The 13,182-nt window shown below is 69.7% G+C and carries 11 protein-coding genes; 7 read left to right on the top strand and 4 right to left on the bottom strand.

Going from position 1 to position 13,182, the window contains the following annotated elements:
- The 4 genes from ABGI63_RS13195 (at position 1) to ABGI63_RS13210 (ending at position 4,740) form a co-directional block, all read left to right on the top strand.
- Complete coding sequence (locus ABGI63_RS13195; RefSeq protein WP_349742830.1) at positions 1-1,626, top strand: gamma-glutamyltransferase family protein; 1,626 nt, start codon at positions 1-3, stop codon at positions 1,624-1,626.
- 62 nt (positions 1,627-1,688) lie between these two features.
- Positions 1,689-2,522: a GNAT family N-acetyltransferase gene (locus tag ABGI63_RS13200; protein ID WP_349742831.1), complete on the top strand. Its 834-nt coding sequence runs from the start codon at positions 1,689-1,691 to the stop codon at positions 2,520-2,522.
- Positions 2,523-2,793: 271 nt separating this feature from the next.
- Positions 2,794-4,146 carry an MFS transporter gene (locus tag ABGI63_RS13205; protein ID WP_349742832.1) on the top strand — a complete coding sequence of 451 codons (1,353 nt, stop codon included), beginning with the start codon at positions 2,794-2,796 and terminating at the stop codon, positions 4,144-4,146.
- A gap of 12 nt (positions 4,147-4,158) precedes the next feature.
- Entirely contained in the window at positions 4,159-4,740 is a 582-nt protein-coding gene (locus ABGI63_RS13210; protein WP_349742833.1) for a GNAT family N-acetyltransferase, read from the top strand.
- A gap of 22 nt (positions 4,741-4,762) precedes the next feature.
- Here the strand turns inward: ABGI63_RS13210 and ABGI63_RS13215 are convergent, their stop codons facing one another.
- Complete coding sequence (locus ABGI63_RS13215; RefSeq protein ID WP_349742834.1) at positions 4,763-5,743, bottom strand: FecR family protein; 981 nt, start codon at positions 5,741-5,743, stop codon at positions 4,763-4,765.
- Entirely contained in the window at positions 5,740-6,312 is a 573-nt protein-coding gene (locus ABGI63_RS13220) for an RNA polymerase sigma factor (protein WP_262971061.1), read from the bottom strand. Before ABGI63_RS13220 ends, ABGI63_RS13215 begins: the two co-directional genes overlap by 4 nt.
- Positions 6,313-6,514: 202 nt before the next feature.
- Between ABGI63_RS13220 and ABGI63_RS13225 the strand changes: the two genes are divergently transcribed.
- Genes ABGI63_RS13225 through dgcA form a run of 3 tightly spaced genes read left to right on the top strand, consistent with a single transcriptional unit; the run spans position 6,515 to position 10,254 of the window.
- Positions 6,515-8,209 carry a serine hydrolase domain-containing protein gene (locus ABGI63_RS13225; protein ID WP_349742835.1) on the top strand — a complete coding sequence of 565 codons (1,695 nt, stop codon included), beginning with the start codon at positions 6,515-6,517 and terminating at the stop codon, positions 8,207-8,209.
- Positions 8,210-8,249: 40 nt separating this feature from the next.
- Positions 8,250-9,278, top strand: coding sequence for an N-acetyltransferase DgcN family protein (locus ABGI63_RS13230; RefSeq protein ID WP_349742836.1), 1,029 nt, complete (start codon positions 8,250-8,252; stop codon positions 9,276-9,278).
- Positions 9,268-10,254, top strand: a complete 987-nt coding sequence (gene dgcA / locus ABGI63_RS13235) for an N-acetyl-D-Glu racemase DgcA (RefSeq protein ID WP_349742837.1) — start codon at positions 9,268-9,270, stop codon at positions 10,252-10,254. The genes ABGI63_RS13230 and dgcA overlap by 11 nt, the downstream gene beginning before the upstream one ends.
- A 726-nt stretch (positions 10,255-10,980) precedes the next feature.
- On the opposite strand, the gene ABGI63_RS13240 is transcribed toward dgcA, so the two are convergent.
- Both ABGI63_RS13240 and ABGI63_RS13245 read right to left on the bottom strand, forming a co-directional pair.
- On the bottom strand, positions 10,981-12,123 hold the full coding sequence (locus ABGI63_RS13240; RefSeq protein WP_349742838.1) for an NAD(P)/FAD-dependent oxidoreductase: 1,143 nt from the start codon (positions 12,121-12,123) through the stop codon (positions 10,981-10,983).
- Positions 12,120-13,088 (bottom strand): MlrC C-terminal domain-containing protein, encoded by a 969-nt coding sequence (locus tag ABGI63_RS13245; protein WP_432767416.1) that lies wholly within the window; start codon positions 13,086-13,088, stop codon positions 12,120-12,122. Before ABGI63_RS13245 ends, ABGI63_RS13240 begins: the two co-directional genes overlap by 4 nt.
- Positions 13,089-13,182: the final 94 nt, after the last annotated feature.

Below are 13,182 nucleotides of genomic sequence, written 5' to 3' on the forward strand. Positions count from 1 at the left end.
ATGACTCAGAGCTTTGATTGGAACGGCGGCTACGCCAGCCAGCGCATGCCGGTGTTTGCCCGCAACATCGTCTCGACCTCGCACCCGCTGGCGGCCCAGGCCGGCCTGCGCATCCTGGGGCAGGGCGGCAATGCGGTCGACGCGGCTATTGCGACGGCGGCGGTGATGACCCTGGTCGAGCCCTGCAGCAATGGCCTGGGCTCGGACGCCTTCGCCATCCTCTGGGACGGCAAGAAGCTGCATGGCCTGAATGCCTCGGGCCGCGCGCCGCAGGCCTGGACGCCCGAGTACTTCCGGCGCAAATACGGCGCCGAGGCCAAGAGTCTGCCCAAGCGCGGCTGGGACGCCGTGACCGTGCCCGGTGCGGTGGCCGGCTGGGTGGCCTTGAGCGAGCGCTTCGGCAAGCTGCCTTTTGCCGATCTGATGGCGCCGGCGGTCGAGATCGCCGAGCGCGGCTACGCGGTGCCGGTGATCGTGCAGCAGAAGTGGACGCTGGCCGCGGCGGTCCAGGAGCTGACCTCGCAGCCGGGCTTTGCCCAGGCCTTTCTGCCCAAGGGCCGGGCGCCGGCGGTCGGCGAGCTGTTCCAGTTCAAGGACGCGGCGCGCACCCTGCGCCTGATCGGCCAGACCAAGGGCCAGGCCTTCTACCAGGGCGAGGTGGCCGAGGCGATCGCGGCCTTCGCCCAGCAGACCGGCGGTGCGATGAGCGTGGCCGATCTGGCCGGCTACAGCCCCGAGTGGGTCGAGCCGATTGCGCAGGACTATGCCGGCCACACCTTGCATGAGATACCGCCGAACGGCCAGGGCATCGCCGCGCTGATCGCGCTGGGCATCCTGAAGCATCTGGATGTGGCCGCGCACAAGGTCGACAGCGTTGCCTCGCAGCATCTGCAGATCGAGGCGATGAAGCTGGCCTTTGCCGATGTCTACAACTATGTGGCCGAGCCCGGCGATATGAAGCTGACGGCCGCGCAGATGCTGGACCCGGCCTATCTGGCCGAGCGTGCCAAGCTGATCGACATGAAGAAGGCCCAGGACTTCAAGGCCGGCAACCCGGTCAAGGGCGGCACCATCTACCTGACCACGGCCGACGAGAGCGGCATGATGGTCAGCTTCATCCAGAGCAACTATATGGGCTTCGGCTCGGGCCTGGTCGTGCCGGGCTACGGCGTCTCGCTGCAGAACCGCGGCCATGGCTTCACCTTGGAAGAGGGCCATGCCAACCAGGTGGCGCCGGGCAAGCGGCCCTTCCACACCATCATCCCGGCCTTCCTGACCAAGGACGGCCAGCCGGTGATGAGCTACGGCGTGATGGGCGGAAACATGCAGCCGCAGGGCCATATGCAGACCCTGGTGCGCATGCTGGACTACGGCCAGAACCCGCAGGCCGCCTGCGATGCACCGCGCTGGCGCTACAACGAGGGCCTGTCGCTGAATGTCGAGTCGGCGATGGATGCCGACACCGTCGACGGCCTGCGCGCGCTGGGCCACCAGATCGCCGACATCAACGACAGCTACCAGGACTTCGGTGCCGGCCAGTTCATCTGGCGCCAGGGCGACCCGGCGGTGGACGGCTATGTGGCGGCCAGTGATCCGCGCCGCGACGGTGCGGCGGTGGGCTTCTGACACCGTTATTTCCGGCACTTGGGGGTTGAGGGGAGGGCTGCTACCGTGTGCGGATGAGCACGATGCTGCAGTCTCTCTCCCTCGGTTGGCAGACCGATCTGATCTTTGCGCGCTTCGACGGCCTGGTGATCGAGCGCGCCGATTGCCTAGTGGTGCGCACGCCGACCAACCCGCTGTTCTACTGGGGCAACTGCCTCGTGCTGCCCGAGGCGCCGCGCGACGCCGACTTGCCCCATTGGCTGGCCCGCTTTGACGAGGAGGTGGGGCAGCACACGCGCGAGTCCGGCCACGTCGCCATCGGTTTCGACACCCGCGCGCCGCAGGCCGCGCTGCCGGGTTGGCTGGCGGCCGGTTTCGAGGTCTTTGGCACCGCGCAGCTGAGCCTGAGCGAGCCGCAGCTGCGCGAGCCGGCCAAGATGCTGGCCGGTGCATTCCGTTTTGCCGAGGTCGATCTCGCGGACCCGGCCCAGCGGCGGGCGGCGGTGACGCTGCAATGCGAGTCCAATGACAGCGGCTTCGAGCCGGTCAACTACCGCCAGCACCGCGAGCGCCAGATGGCCCGCTACGCGGCGATGCAGGCGGCCGGCCTGGGGGCCTGGTTCGGCATCTGGCATGGCGGCGAGCTGGTGGCCGACTGCGGTCTGTTCAGGCATGGCGCGCTGGGCCGCTTCCAGCATGTCGGCACGCACCCGGCCTGGCGCCGGCGCGGCCTGTGCAGCGCGCTGATCCAGGGGGTGAGCCGCCACGGCCTGGCCGGCATGGGTTTGCAGCGCCTGGTGATGTGCGCGGATCCGGACGATGTGGCCATCGGCATCTACGAGAACGTCGGCTTCCAGCGCGAGGGCCGCTACTGGGGCGCGCAGCGCCGTCCGGCGCACGATGTGCGATTGGCGTGATTTGTCCCCGGCTTGGGCTTCGTCGGCGCGCCGGCACGGCTTGTCCGCCGTCAAGCCGGCCTGTACGATGAGCGCCTCAAACAGGCAAGACCCATGACCAAGCTCCTCGACCGCAGCAGACCCCGCACACACCGTGCCGCGGGCGTGCGCGTCCGTGCTGGCGGTCTGCCGTGCGCGTCGGTCTGACCCGCCTTCCTCCGCTCCCTGATCCATTCGTTTTTCTCAGACCTGGCCCCACAAGGGCGAGGTGCTGCCCTCATTGGAGAATCCTATGCAAACCCGGCCCCTGTCCTGGTTTGACCAGCTCAGACAAGCCCTGACCCTGCCGCCCGGCGATCTGCTGCGCGACCTGGTCTACCGCCGGCTCTGGACCTCGATCCTGATCAGCTCGCTGGGCGGGCAGATCACGATGCTGGCCCTGCCGCTGACGGCGGCCGTGCTGCTCAACGCCAGCCCCACCCAGATGGGTCTGCTGACGGCGATGGAGATCGCCCCCTTTGTGCTGTTCTCGCTGCCCTCGGGGGTCTGGCTGGACCGGGTGCGCAAGCTGCCGGTCTATGTCTGGGGCGAGACCCTGCTGGCCTTTGTCGTGGCCACCGTGCCGCTGGCGCACTGGATGGGCTGGCTGTCGATGACCTGGCTTTATGTGGTCGGCTTTGTGCTGGGCACGGTCTACACGACGGCCGGCAGCGCCGCGCAGATCGTGCTGACCCAGGTGGTGCCGCGCTCGCGCCTGGTCGAGGCGCATGCGAAGAACGCGCTGGCCTCGTCCGGCGCCGAGGTCGCGGGGCCGGGTTTTGCCGGCGCGCTGATCAAGGTGCTGGGTGCGCCTATGGCGCTGGCGGTGGATGCTGTGCTGGTGCTGATCTCGGCGCTGATACTGCGCGGCATCAAGGTCAACGAGGAACCGGTCAAGGCCAAGAATGCCGACTTCTGGCGCGATCTGAAGGCCGGTGTGCGCTTCGTGCGCAACAAGCGCCTGCTGGTCAGCCTGGCCACGGCCGTGGGCTGCTGGCAGCTCTGCCATAACGCGGCCATCGTCGTGCAGATCCTGTTCGCGACCCGCACCCTGGGCCTGTCGGGTCAGACCGTGGGCCTGTCCTATGTGGCCCTGGGCGCCGGCACCGTGCTGACCAGCGTGATGGGCCACCGCATCAGCCGCAGGCTGGGCCCCGGGCCCTGCCTGGTGCTGGGCTTCGCGGTCTGCGGCCTGGGCTGGCTGCTGCTGTCGGTCGCGCCCGCCAATGCCTGGGGCGTGGCGGCCTTTGCCTTCATGCTGTTCACCTTCGGCATTGGCGCGGTGCTGATCTTCATCAACTTCCTGTCGCTGCGCCAGGCGGTGACGCCGGCGCCGATGCTGGGCCGCATGACCAGCACGATGCGCTGGCTGATCCTGATCCCGGCAGGCCCCGGCGCGCTGCTGGGCGGCTGGCTGGGTGAGCACTTCGGCCTGCGTTCGGCGCTGGCCTTTGCCGGCTGCGGCGCGCTGCTGCTGGCGCTGCTGGCCTGGCGCCACGCGACCATACGCGAGGTGCGCGAGCTGCCCAAGCCGGACGATGTCGAGGCGGCACTGGGCGCCGAAGCGACACCGGGCGTTGTGCCGGATTTGGTTCCCAACAAATGAGGGAGTGTGGACATGACAACACCTGACCCGGTGCTGATCCAGGTGCCCGAGCGCCTCCTGACCGAACGCCTGGTGATTGCCGCGCCGCATGCCGGCCTGGGTCAGGCGCTGAATGCGGCGGTGTGCGAGTCGCTGGACGAGCTCAAGCCCTGGATGCCCTGGGCGCAGACCGCGCCCAGCATCGAGGAGAGCGAGACCGTGCTGCGCCATCAGCTGGCACGGTTCATCCTGCGCAGCGACCTGACCTACCAGTTCTATCTGCGCGAGCCAGGCAGCGAGCAGGCCGGCCGCCTGCTGGGTGGTACCGGCCTGCACCGCTTCGACTGGACGCTGCGGCGCTTCGAGATCGGCTACTGGATTCGCACGAGCGCCCAGGGCCGCGGCTATGTCTCGGAAGCGGTGCAGGCGCTGGCCTGCATGGCCTTCGACCAGCTGCGCGCACGCCGGGTCGAGATCCGCATGGACGAGCGCAATCTGCGCAGCCGCGCGGTGGCCGAGCGCTGCGGCTTCGAGTTCGAGGGGGTGCTGCGGCGCGATGCCTTGAGCCCCAGCGGCGAGCCGCGCGATACGCGGGTGTATTCGCGGATCGCCTGAAGAGCGGTGGCGCAGGTCCGGCTCAGGACGCCGGGCTGGAAATCTGTATCTCCTCGTTCTGGACCTGCACCTGCAGACCGAAGCCGGCATGCAGCAGGCGGGCGAAGGCTTCGACATTGGCGGCATCGAACACGCCGCCAATGACGATGCGCGAGGCGGCGTCGTCCTTGATGACCAGCTGCTTGCGGCCGTAGCGGTTGAACTGGCGCGCGGCCTCGGCCAGGCTGACTTCATTGAAGACCAGCTTGCCCTGCAGCCAGCCGAGGCTGGCCGTCAGCTGCTGCGGCGACAGCTTGGTCAGCAGCAGATTGCCGGCGTCGGCCAGTGCGGTGTCCGCCCGGGTCAGCACCGCGGGGCGGTTCTGCTCGGCCTGCACCTGCACCCGCCCTTCGAGCACGGCCACGCGCAGCTTGTCGCCGTCGCGGTAGAGCGAGAACTTGGTGCCCAGCACGGTCACCGTCTGCTTGCCCGCATGGACGACGAAGGGGCGCTTGGCATCGTGGGCGATGTCGAAAAAGGCCTCGCCGCGCTCCAGCCAGACCTGGCGCGCCTGTGGCGTCACCTCGGTGCGCAGCTGCGTGGCGGTGTTCAGCGTCAGCTTTGAGCCGTCGGTCAGCGTGACCGATTCGCGCTGACCGCGCTCGGTGGCGTAGTTCTGCGTCGGCGCCGGCTTGCCGAAGTTCAGGCCCAGCACCAGGGCCAGCGTCGCCAGGCTCAGACCGGCGGCAGCATGCCGCAGCGGGGGACGTGCGGCCCAGGCCCAGCCGCGCGGCGCCGGCGGCGGCGCGAAGGCCGGTGCGGCGCCCTGCAGCGCGCGCAAGCGGTCGGCGCGCTGCCAGGCCTGGTCCAGGCGGAGAAAGGCGACACGGTGTGCGGTCGCCGCGCTCAGCCAGGCGTCCAGCTCGGCCTGGCGCTCGGGCGGCAGGTGGCCGTTCTGGCGGTCGCGCTCGGCGATCCAGTCGGCCGCGCGGGCCTCGATGTCATGCAGTGCTTTGTTTTTCATTGTGTTTTCCGTCCCTTTCTCAACGGCGCGGCGACGCTGCGTGCAGCGCTGCCCAGCCCCGTTGCCTGCAGCGCCAGCGCCAGGGCGCGCACGCCCTTGGAGACCTGGCGCTCCACCGTGTCCTCGGTGATGCCCATGCGTGAGGCCACCTCGCGCTGCGACAGGCCCTCGATCTTGCGCAGCTCGATCACTTCGCGACAGCGCGCCGGCAGCAGGTTCAGCGCGATCTGCAGCAGCTTGAGCTCGCTGCGCGCGGCCAGGTGGCGCTCCGGGCTCAGCTCGTCCAGCGTCGGCGCCAGCGCATCCATATCGGCATAGGTCTCGATCGAGACGATCTGCGCGCGCCGGGCGCGGTCGATCAGCAGATTGCGCGCCGTGGTCAGCACGAAAGCCTGGGCCGAATCGGGCCGGCCCCGTGCACAGCCGTCATAGACGCGCGCGTAAACCTCCTGACGCAGGTCGGAGATCTCGTCCATATCGCGCCAGTTGCGCCGCAAAAAGCGTTCAAGCATGGCTTCCAGCGGCAGCACTTGGTCCACGAACCAGGCGTTCAACTCTTCAGTGTTCAACACGGCTCCTCATGCCGGCGGAGCTTGCCACGATCCGCGGTGCCCGCCTGCTTCTGATGACGAAGCAGCTGCGGAAATCCGGTACGCGCGGCGCAAAGATTTTTTGCAGGCCGGGTCGGCCTTGGTAGATACCCAGGGTTTCCGCGGATCTCGGTCGCTGCCTCGTCTTGGTTTTGCAGCACAGCCCTTGAGCCGATCCGATATGCCCGCAGCCCTGTCCTCATCGCAGAAAGCCGATCCCCGCACCGCCGCCCTCGACGCCCTGTTCACTCCCCTGGCCCGCTGCGATGCGCCGGGCCTGGTCGTCGGTGTGGCTCAGCATGGCCGCAGCCTCTACCGGCGCGGCATCGGGCTGGCCAGCGTCGAGCAAGGTGTGGCCAACACGCCCTGGACCCGCATGCGCATCGGTTCGACCAGCAAGCAGTTCACCTGCCTGGCCGCGCTGCTGCTGGTCGAGGAGGGCCGGCTCGATATCGATGCTTCCGTGCGCAGCTATCTGCCCGAGCTGCCGGCATTCCCGGCGCAGGGGCCCGAGCCCAGCCTGCGCCAGCTGATGAACCACAGCAGCGGCTACCGCTGCTACCTCGACCTGGGCTTTATCGCCGAGGGCATGGCGATCAAGCCGGCCGGCGTGGCCTGGCGCGTGCAGCGGCGCCAGCGCGAAGCCAACTTTGCCCCCGGCAGCCAGGTCATCTACTGCAATAGCGGCTACCAGCTGCTCTCAAGAGTGATCGCGGACGTCTCCGGCTTGCCCTTCGAGCAGTTCCTGCAAGAGCGCATCTTCGCGCCGCTGGGCATGGAGGACACGGCCTCGGTGCCCAGCGATTTCGAGCTGCATCCGGGCACGGCCACCCTGCACCTGCCGGCCGCACAAGGCGGTGGCTGGCGGCGCGGCATCTTCCCGACCGAGGAGTTGCGTGGCGAGGGCGCGATGGTCTCCAGCATCGACGACATGCTGCGCTGGCTGGCCCATCTGCGCGCGCCGCACAAGCTCGTGGGCAGCGCGGCCAGTTGGCAGCAGATGCTGGCGCCGACGCGGCTGGCCAATGGCCACCACACGCCCTACGGACTGGGCCTGATGCGGCACGACTACCGTGGCCTGGAAGTGATCCACCATCCGGGTGCCGTGATCGGCGGGGCCAGCCAGATGCTGAGCGTGCCCAGCCAGGCGCTGGACATCGTCATCCTCGGCAATGGTGCGCCATGCAGCCCGCGCGAGCTGGCGCTGCGCATCGTCGATGCCTTGCTGGCCGATCAAGGGCTGGCCGCCGTCGCGCCGCCGGTGGCCGCCGAGCGCTTTGCGCCTATGCTGGGCCGGCGCTATCGCGGCCGCGACACGGGCCTGGTCTTCGGCTTTGCCGGAGCCGGCGACGCGCTGGGCCTGAGCCTGCTGGAGGGCCCGCCCATGCCCTTGCGCGACCAGGGCGCGCAGCTCTGCCAGCCCTTCGAGGAGGGCGGTATCGGCCAATACCTGCTGCCGACCGCGCAACTGGCCACCGCCGGCGTGGCGGCGCCGCCGCAACTCGATCTGGTCGCGGACGGCCGCAGCGAATGCTGCGAGCTGCTGCCCCAGACGCCACCACCGCTGGCCGAGGCCGGCGCGCCGCTGCTGGGCCGCTACCGCTCGTCAGACCTCGACGCCGAGGCCCACATCGCCTTCGACGGCGAGCGACTGCTGCTGCAGATTCGCGGCGCCTATGGTGGCAACCGCTTCGAGCTGCGGGCCCTCTCGGCCGAGGTGTTCGGCTGCCAGGCGCTCGACGTACCGATGGGCCATGGCGGCAACGCGGTGCTGCGCGCCGCGCCCGCTGACGGCCCGACGAGCGGTTCCGTGAGCGGCTTCCGTCTCGACACACCGCGCACCCGCCAGCTGGCGTTTGAGCGCTGCGGCGACTGATCCTCGTCTTCCCTTCCTTTTCCCTACGGATTCCTCCGACATGCTTGTATTGCGCAAACCCTATCTGATCTTTCTCGGCGACGCGAGCTCGGCCGTCGATGCCAAGACCGCCTTCGGCGTGGCCGACTGGTGCCCCGAGGATGTGCTCGGCGAGCTGGCCTTCCCCGAGGCTACTGTCAGCACCGGCAAGCCGGCGCTGAGCATCGCCGCGGCGGCCGCGGCCGGTGCCGGCTCGCTGCTGATCGGCATCGCACCGGTCGGCGGCAAGCTGCCGGCGCACTGGCTGCCCAGCCTGCTGGAGGCGGTGCGCGCGGGGCTGGACATCGTCAGCGGCCTGCACACCCGGCTGAGCGACATTCCCGAGCTGGCCGCCGCTGCCCAGGCCGCCGGCGTGCAGCTGCAGGATGTGCGCCACGGCGCCTGGCCGCGCGTGACCGGCACCGGCCGCAAGCGCACGGGCCAGCGGCTGCTGACCGTCGGCACCGATTGCGCGCTGGGCAAGAAGTACACCGCGCTGGCGCTGGCCCGGGCGCTGCAGGCGCGCGGCGTGCCGGCCAGCTTCCGCGCCACCGGCCAGACCGGGGTGATGATCTCGGGCAGCGGCGTGGCCATCGACGCGGTGGTGTCCGACTTCGTCGCCGGCGTGGCCGAGCAGCTCTCGCCCGACAACGAGGCCGGGCATTGGGACGTGATCGAGGGCCAGGGCTCGCTGTTCCATCCGGCCTATGCGGGCGTCACGCTGGGCCTGCTGCATGGCTCGCAGCCCGACGCGCTGGTGCTGTGCCACCACGCTGGCCGGCAGCACATCGCCAGCCTGCCCGACTTCCCGACCCCGCCGCTGGCCGAGGCCATCGAGGCCTATCTGCGCGCCGCACGCCTGACCAATGCGGCGGTGCGCTGCGTCGGCATCAGCATCAACTCGTCCGCGCTCAGCGATGCGGACTGGCTGGCCTACCGCGACCGCGTCGAGGCCGAGCTGGGCCTGCCCGTGGTCGATCCGATGCGCGGCGGTGTCGAGCGTCTGGCCCAAGCCATCCACCCACACAAGGAGTATTCCCATGTCGCTTGATTGCACGCTCACCAGCGAGAGCTGGGCCCTGCAGGAACCCTTCGAGATTTCGCGCGGCGTGATGACCGAGATCCAGGTGCTGGTCGTGCGCCTGTCCGATCGCGAGGGCCGCAGCGGCTATGGCGAGGCCACCGGCGTGCCCTACAAGGGCGAGACGACGCTGTCGATGGCCGCGCAGATCGAGGCCCTGCGGCCCCGGCTGCATCAGGACCTGTCGACCGAGGCGCTGATGCAGCTGCTGCCGCCCGGCGGCGCGCGCAACGCGCTGGACTGCGCGCTGTGGGACCTGCGCGCCAAGCAGGCCGGCCGTCGCGCCTGGCAGCTGGCGGGCCTCACGCACGTCGCGCCGGTGCTGACGGCCTACACGATAGGCCTGGGCAGCGAGGCCGATGTGCGGCGCAAGATCCGCGCGGCGCGGCATCTGCCCCTGCTCAAGCTGAAGGCCGATGCGCGCCGGCATGTCGACATGGTGCGCTTCGCCCGCGAGGAACATCCGTCCGCCCGCCTGGTCGTCGATGCCAACCAGGCCTGGAGCCGCGAGCTGCTCGAGCGCATCCTGCCCGAGCTGCAGGCCCAGGGCGTCGAGCTGATCGAGCAGCCGGTCGAACGCGGCACGGATGCCCAGCTCGACGGGCTGGTCTGCGCCATCCCGCTGGCCGCCGATGAATCCTGCGTGGACCGCAGCTCGCTGCCGGCGCTGGTGGGCCGCTATCAGTACGTCAACATCAAGCTCGACAAGTCCGGCGGCCTGACCGAAGCGCTGGCCCTGGCCCGCGAGGCCAAGGCGATGGGCTTCGGCCTGATGGTCGGCAATATGGGCGGCACCTCGCTGGCCATGGCCCCGGCCCATCTGATCGCACAGGACTGCAGCTATGTGGACCTCGACGGCCCGATGCTGATGCAGTCCGACCGCGCCCAGGCCATGCACTACGAAGGCGCCTTGCTTGGCGCCGCCGAGCCGGCGCTCTGGGGCTGAGCGGGGGGCAGGCCGGAGCCGAGGGGCGAGTGGGCGTGGCGCCGGCTGCGCCCACATCGCAGCGCAAGCCCTGGAGAGATGCTGTTAGATTTGCTCCCCATGCACCGACTCCTCTCAAACTCCCAAGGCCCTGGCCGCTTGTTCGCCGGGTGTTGTGGTGCCGCTTGGCAGGCCCGCTGCCCGCAACCTGCGGCATCGTAGGAGTCGTGCCGCCCGGCATCACGAAACCATTTTTACGCGGCGCGCCTCATCCTTCGCGACCTCGGGAGCGCGACGCTTGGCTTTGAAGCTCTCGCCGAACTGACGCGCAGGCCCGGCAAGAGCCGTTGAAGTACCGATGTGCTGAGCGCAGGAGGACGGGCAGACCTGCTGCTGCGTGCCAGGGCCTGGCGGCCCTGGCTTTCGCCAGGCACCGCAAGTCCACCGGACTTCCGGTGTCCGGGCTCAATCCCCCGGCCGCTTCGCGGCCTCCTCCTTTACCTCGGCATCAGGCCTGCCCGTCCTCCTGCTTGGCGCTGCATTGGTTTCTCCTCGCAAAAAACCAATGGTGGAGAAGCCGGGATGCGGGTGTGCGCAATTGCGCAAGTAAAGGAGGAGGGCCGCTTGCGGCCCGGGGGACATGGAGCAATTGCGCACACCCGTGTCCCGGCGCCCGACGGTCTCGCTGAGGCAAGCTCTCCTCGCGAAATTTGGACCGCAGGCGCATTTGAGTGGCCTCTGCCGCACTTACCGCTGCAACCGCTCCGGCGACAACATCGCCGCGCTGAGCCCGAAGTCAGCCAGCCGCTGCGGCAGCGCCAATCCCCGCGCCAGGGCCGCGCAGGCCTCGCCCATCGCGGCGCAGGTCTGGATGCCGTAGCCGCCCTGGCCGGCGAGCCAGAAGAAGCCGGGCGCCTGGGCATCGAAGCCGCCGACCAGGCCGCCGTCGGCGACGAAGGAGCGCAGCCCGGCCCAGGTGTGGCTGGGCCGGCGGATGGTCAGTGTGGTGGCTTCCTCGATGCGATGGATTGCCAGCGCGATATCGAATTCCTCGGGCTGCACATCTTGCGGCGCCACCGGGTCGGCATTGGCCGGCGAGCCGAGCAGCAAGCCAGCGTCGGGCTTGAAGTACCAGTCCTCGTCGGCGCCGAACACCAGCGGCCAGGCGTGCGTGTCCATCCCGGCCGGCGGCGCGAACATAAAGGCCGAGCGGCGCCGTGGCTCCAGGCCTATGGGCCGCACGCCGGCCAGGCCCGCGATCACATCGGCCCAGGCACCGGCCGCGTTGATCAGCACGGGCGCCTGATAGACGGCCGTGCCGGCCCGCACGCGCCAGTCGGCGCCGTGGCGCTCGATCGCCGAGACTTCGGCATTGCAGACCAGGCTGCCGCCGGCGCGGCGCAGCTCGCGCAGAAAGCCCTGGTGCAGCGCATGCACATCCATGTCCACCGCCTCGGGCTCGTGGATCGCACCGAGCAGCCGCTCGCGTCTGAGCACCGGCACCATCGTGCAGGCGTCGTCCGCCGAGAGCCGGTGCGCATTCGGGGTGATCGCGCGCAGCACCTCCCAGTGGCGCTCGTAGGCCTCGCGCTGCGCCTCGGTGGCGACGAAAAGTGCGCCGCGCGGCGTCAGCAGCGGATGCTCGGAATAGCCGGCCGGTGGCTGCTCGAAGAAGCTGCGGCTGGCGCGGGTCAGCGCGCGCACCTGGGTGTTGCCATAGCTCTCCATGAAGAGCGCGGCCGAGCGGCCGGTGGCGTGATAGCCGGGCTGGCTCTCGCGCTCCAGCACGATGGTGCGCGCATGCGGCGCCAGCCAGCGCGCCACTGAGGCGCCGGCGATGCCGCCGCCGATGACGAGGCAGTCGGCCGAGATAATGTCGGGAAGCGTCATGTGGATTCTTGCTGGTCGGCGGTGTCGAAACCGTGCGGGTCGGCCACGCGGGGCCAGTAGTCGAGCTCGCGCACCCGGTAGGGCAGGGCGGCAAAGTCCATGCTGATCGCGCCGGGTGTCGTCACATAGAGGATATCCCGGGCCAGCGGCGCGAACTGGGCGTGGAAGTGCTGGGTGGACTTGACCACGATCAGGCGCTTGCACGCGAGGTCGATGCCCAGGCCGGTGAAGACCATGGGCGAGAAGGTCTGGCTGCGCACGCTGACCAGCACGATGTCCAGCCCGTTCGCCGCCTGCACCCAGACGCTGGGGCCTAGCGGCGCGATCTCGTCGTTAGAGTTCAGGCCGATCTGCACGTGCTGGTCCAGCACCGCCTTGACGACGACCTCCAGATCCACCGGCTCACCCGAGGCCGGGCCGCACTTGCCGCCGATGCGCAGCGCGATGCGGGCGCCGACACCGGCATCGCGGCAGAGCTGGATTGCGCCCAGATCCCAGAAGGCGCCGATCGCCACGTCCTGCGCGCTGCGCGCCAGCAGGGCCTGCAGGATGAAGGTGCTGTCGCTCATCGCGCCGCCGCCGGCGTTGTCGGCGATGTCGGCAATGACGACCGGACCGTCCGCTGTCCGCGCGGCGCGGTCCAGCGCCGCGTCAATCTCCAGCATCGGCGTCACGGTCTGCTCGCGCAGCGCCCAGAACTCGCGGCCCAGCTGCTCGGCCAGCGCGCTGGCCAGGCCTGCGTCGTCGTCGGTGATGACCCACAGCCGCGCCCCCGACTCGGGCACATCGCCCCAGGGAAAGCCATGGCCCAGCGAGACCGAGAGCACGCCCGGCTGGCGCTCGACCGCCTGCATGCGACGCACAAAGCCGGCCATCGGTTCGCGCGTCGTGTGCCACAGGCCCACCATCTTGCAATCGAACATCGCGGTGGTCGGCCGGACCTTGCCGGCCGCCGTGTCCAGCACGATGCGCAGCAGCTCCTCGAGCCGGGGCAGCGCATCGACATGCGGATACTCCTTGTAGGCGATGAGCGCGTCGGCNCGGCTGGCGCTCGACCGC

The sequence above is a fragment of the Roseateles cavernae genome (assembly GCF_040187885.1).
Classification (GTDB): Bacteria; Pseudomonadota; Gammaproteobacteria; order Burkholderiales; family Burkholderiaceae_C; genus Roseateles_E; species Roseateles_E cavernae.

Coding starts and splice junctions, on each gene's coding strand:
- ABGI63_RS13205 (WP_349742832.1), top strand. CDS start 2,794: ATGCAAACCCGGCCCCTGTCCTGGTTTGACCAGCTCAGACAAGCCCTG.
- ABGI63_RS13240 (WP_349742838.1), bottom strand. CDS start 12,123: ATGACGCTTCCCGACATTATCTCGGCCGACTGCCTCGTCATCGGCGGC.
- dgcA (WP_349742837.1), top strand. CDS start 9,268: ATGTCGCTTGATTGCACGCTCACCAGCGAGAGCTGGGCCCTGCAGGAA.
- ABGI63_RS13200 (WP_349742831.1), top strand. CDS start 1,689: ATGCTGCAGTCTCTCTCCCTCGGTTGGCAGACCGATCTGATCTTTGCG.
- ABGI63_RS13195 (WP_349742830.1), top strand. CDS start 1: ATGACTCAGAGCTTTGATTGGAACGGCGGCTACGCCAGCCAGCGCATG.
- ABGI63_RS13230 (WP_349742836.1), top strand. CDS start 8,250: ATGCTTGTATTGCGCAAACCCTATCTGATCTTTCTCGGCGACGCGAGC.
- ABGI63_RS13210 (WP_349742833.1), top strand. CDS start 4,159: ATGACAACACCTGACCCGGTGCTGATCCAGGTGCCCGAGCGCCTCCTG.
- ABGI63_RS13225 (WP_349742835.1), top strand. CDS start 6,515: ATGCCCGCAGCCCTGTCCTCATCGCAGAAAGCCGATCCCCGCACCGCC.
- ABGI63_RS13215 (WP_349742834.1), bottom strand. CDS start 5,743: ATGAAAAACAAAGCACTGCATGACATCGAGGCCCGCGCGGCCGACTGG.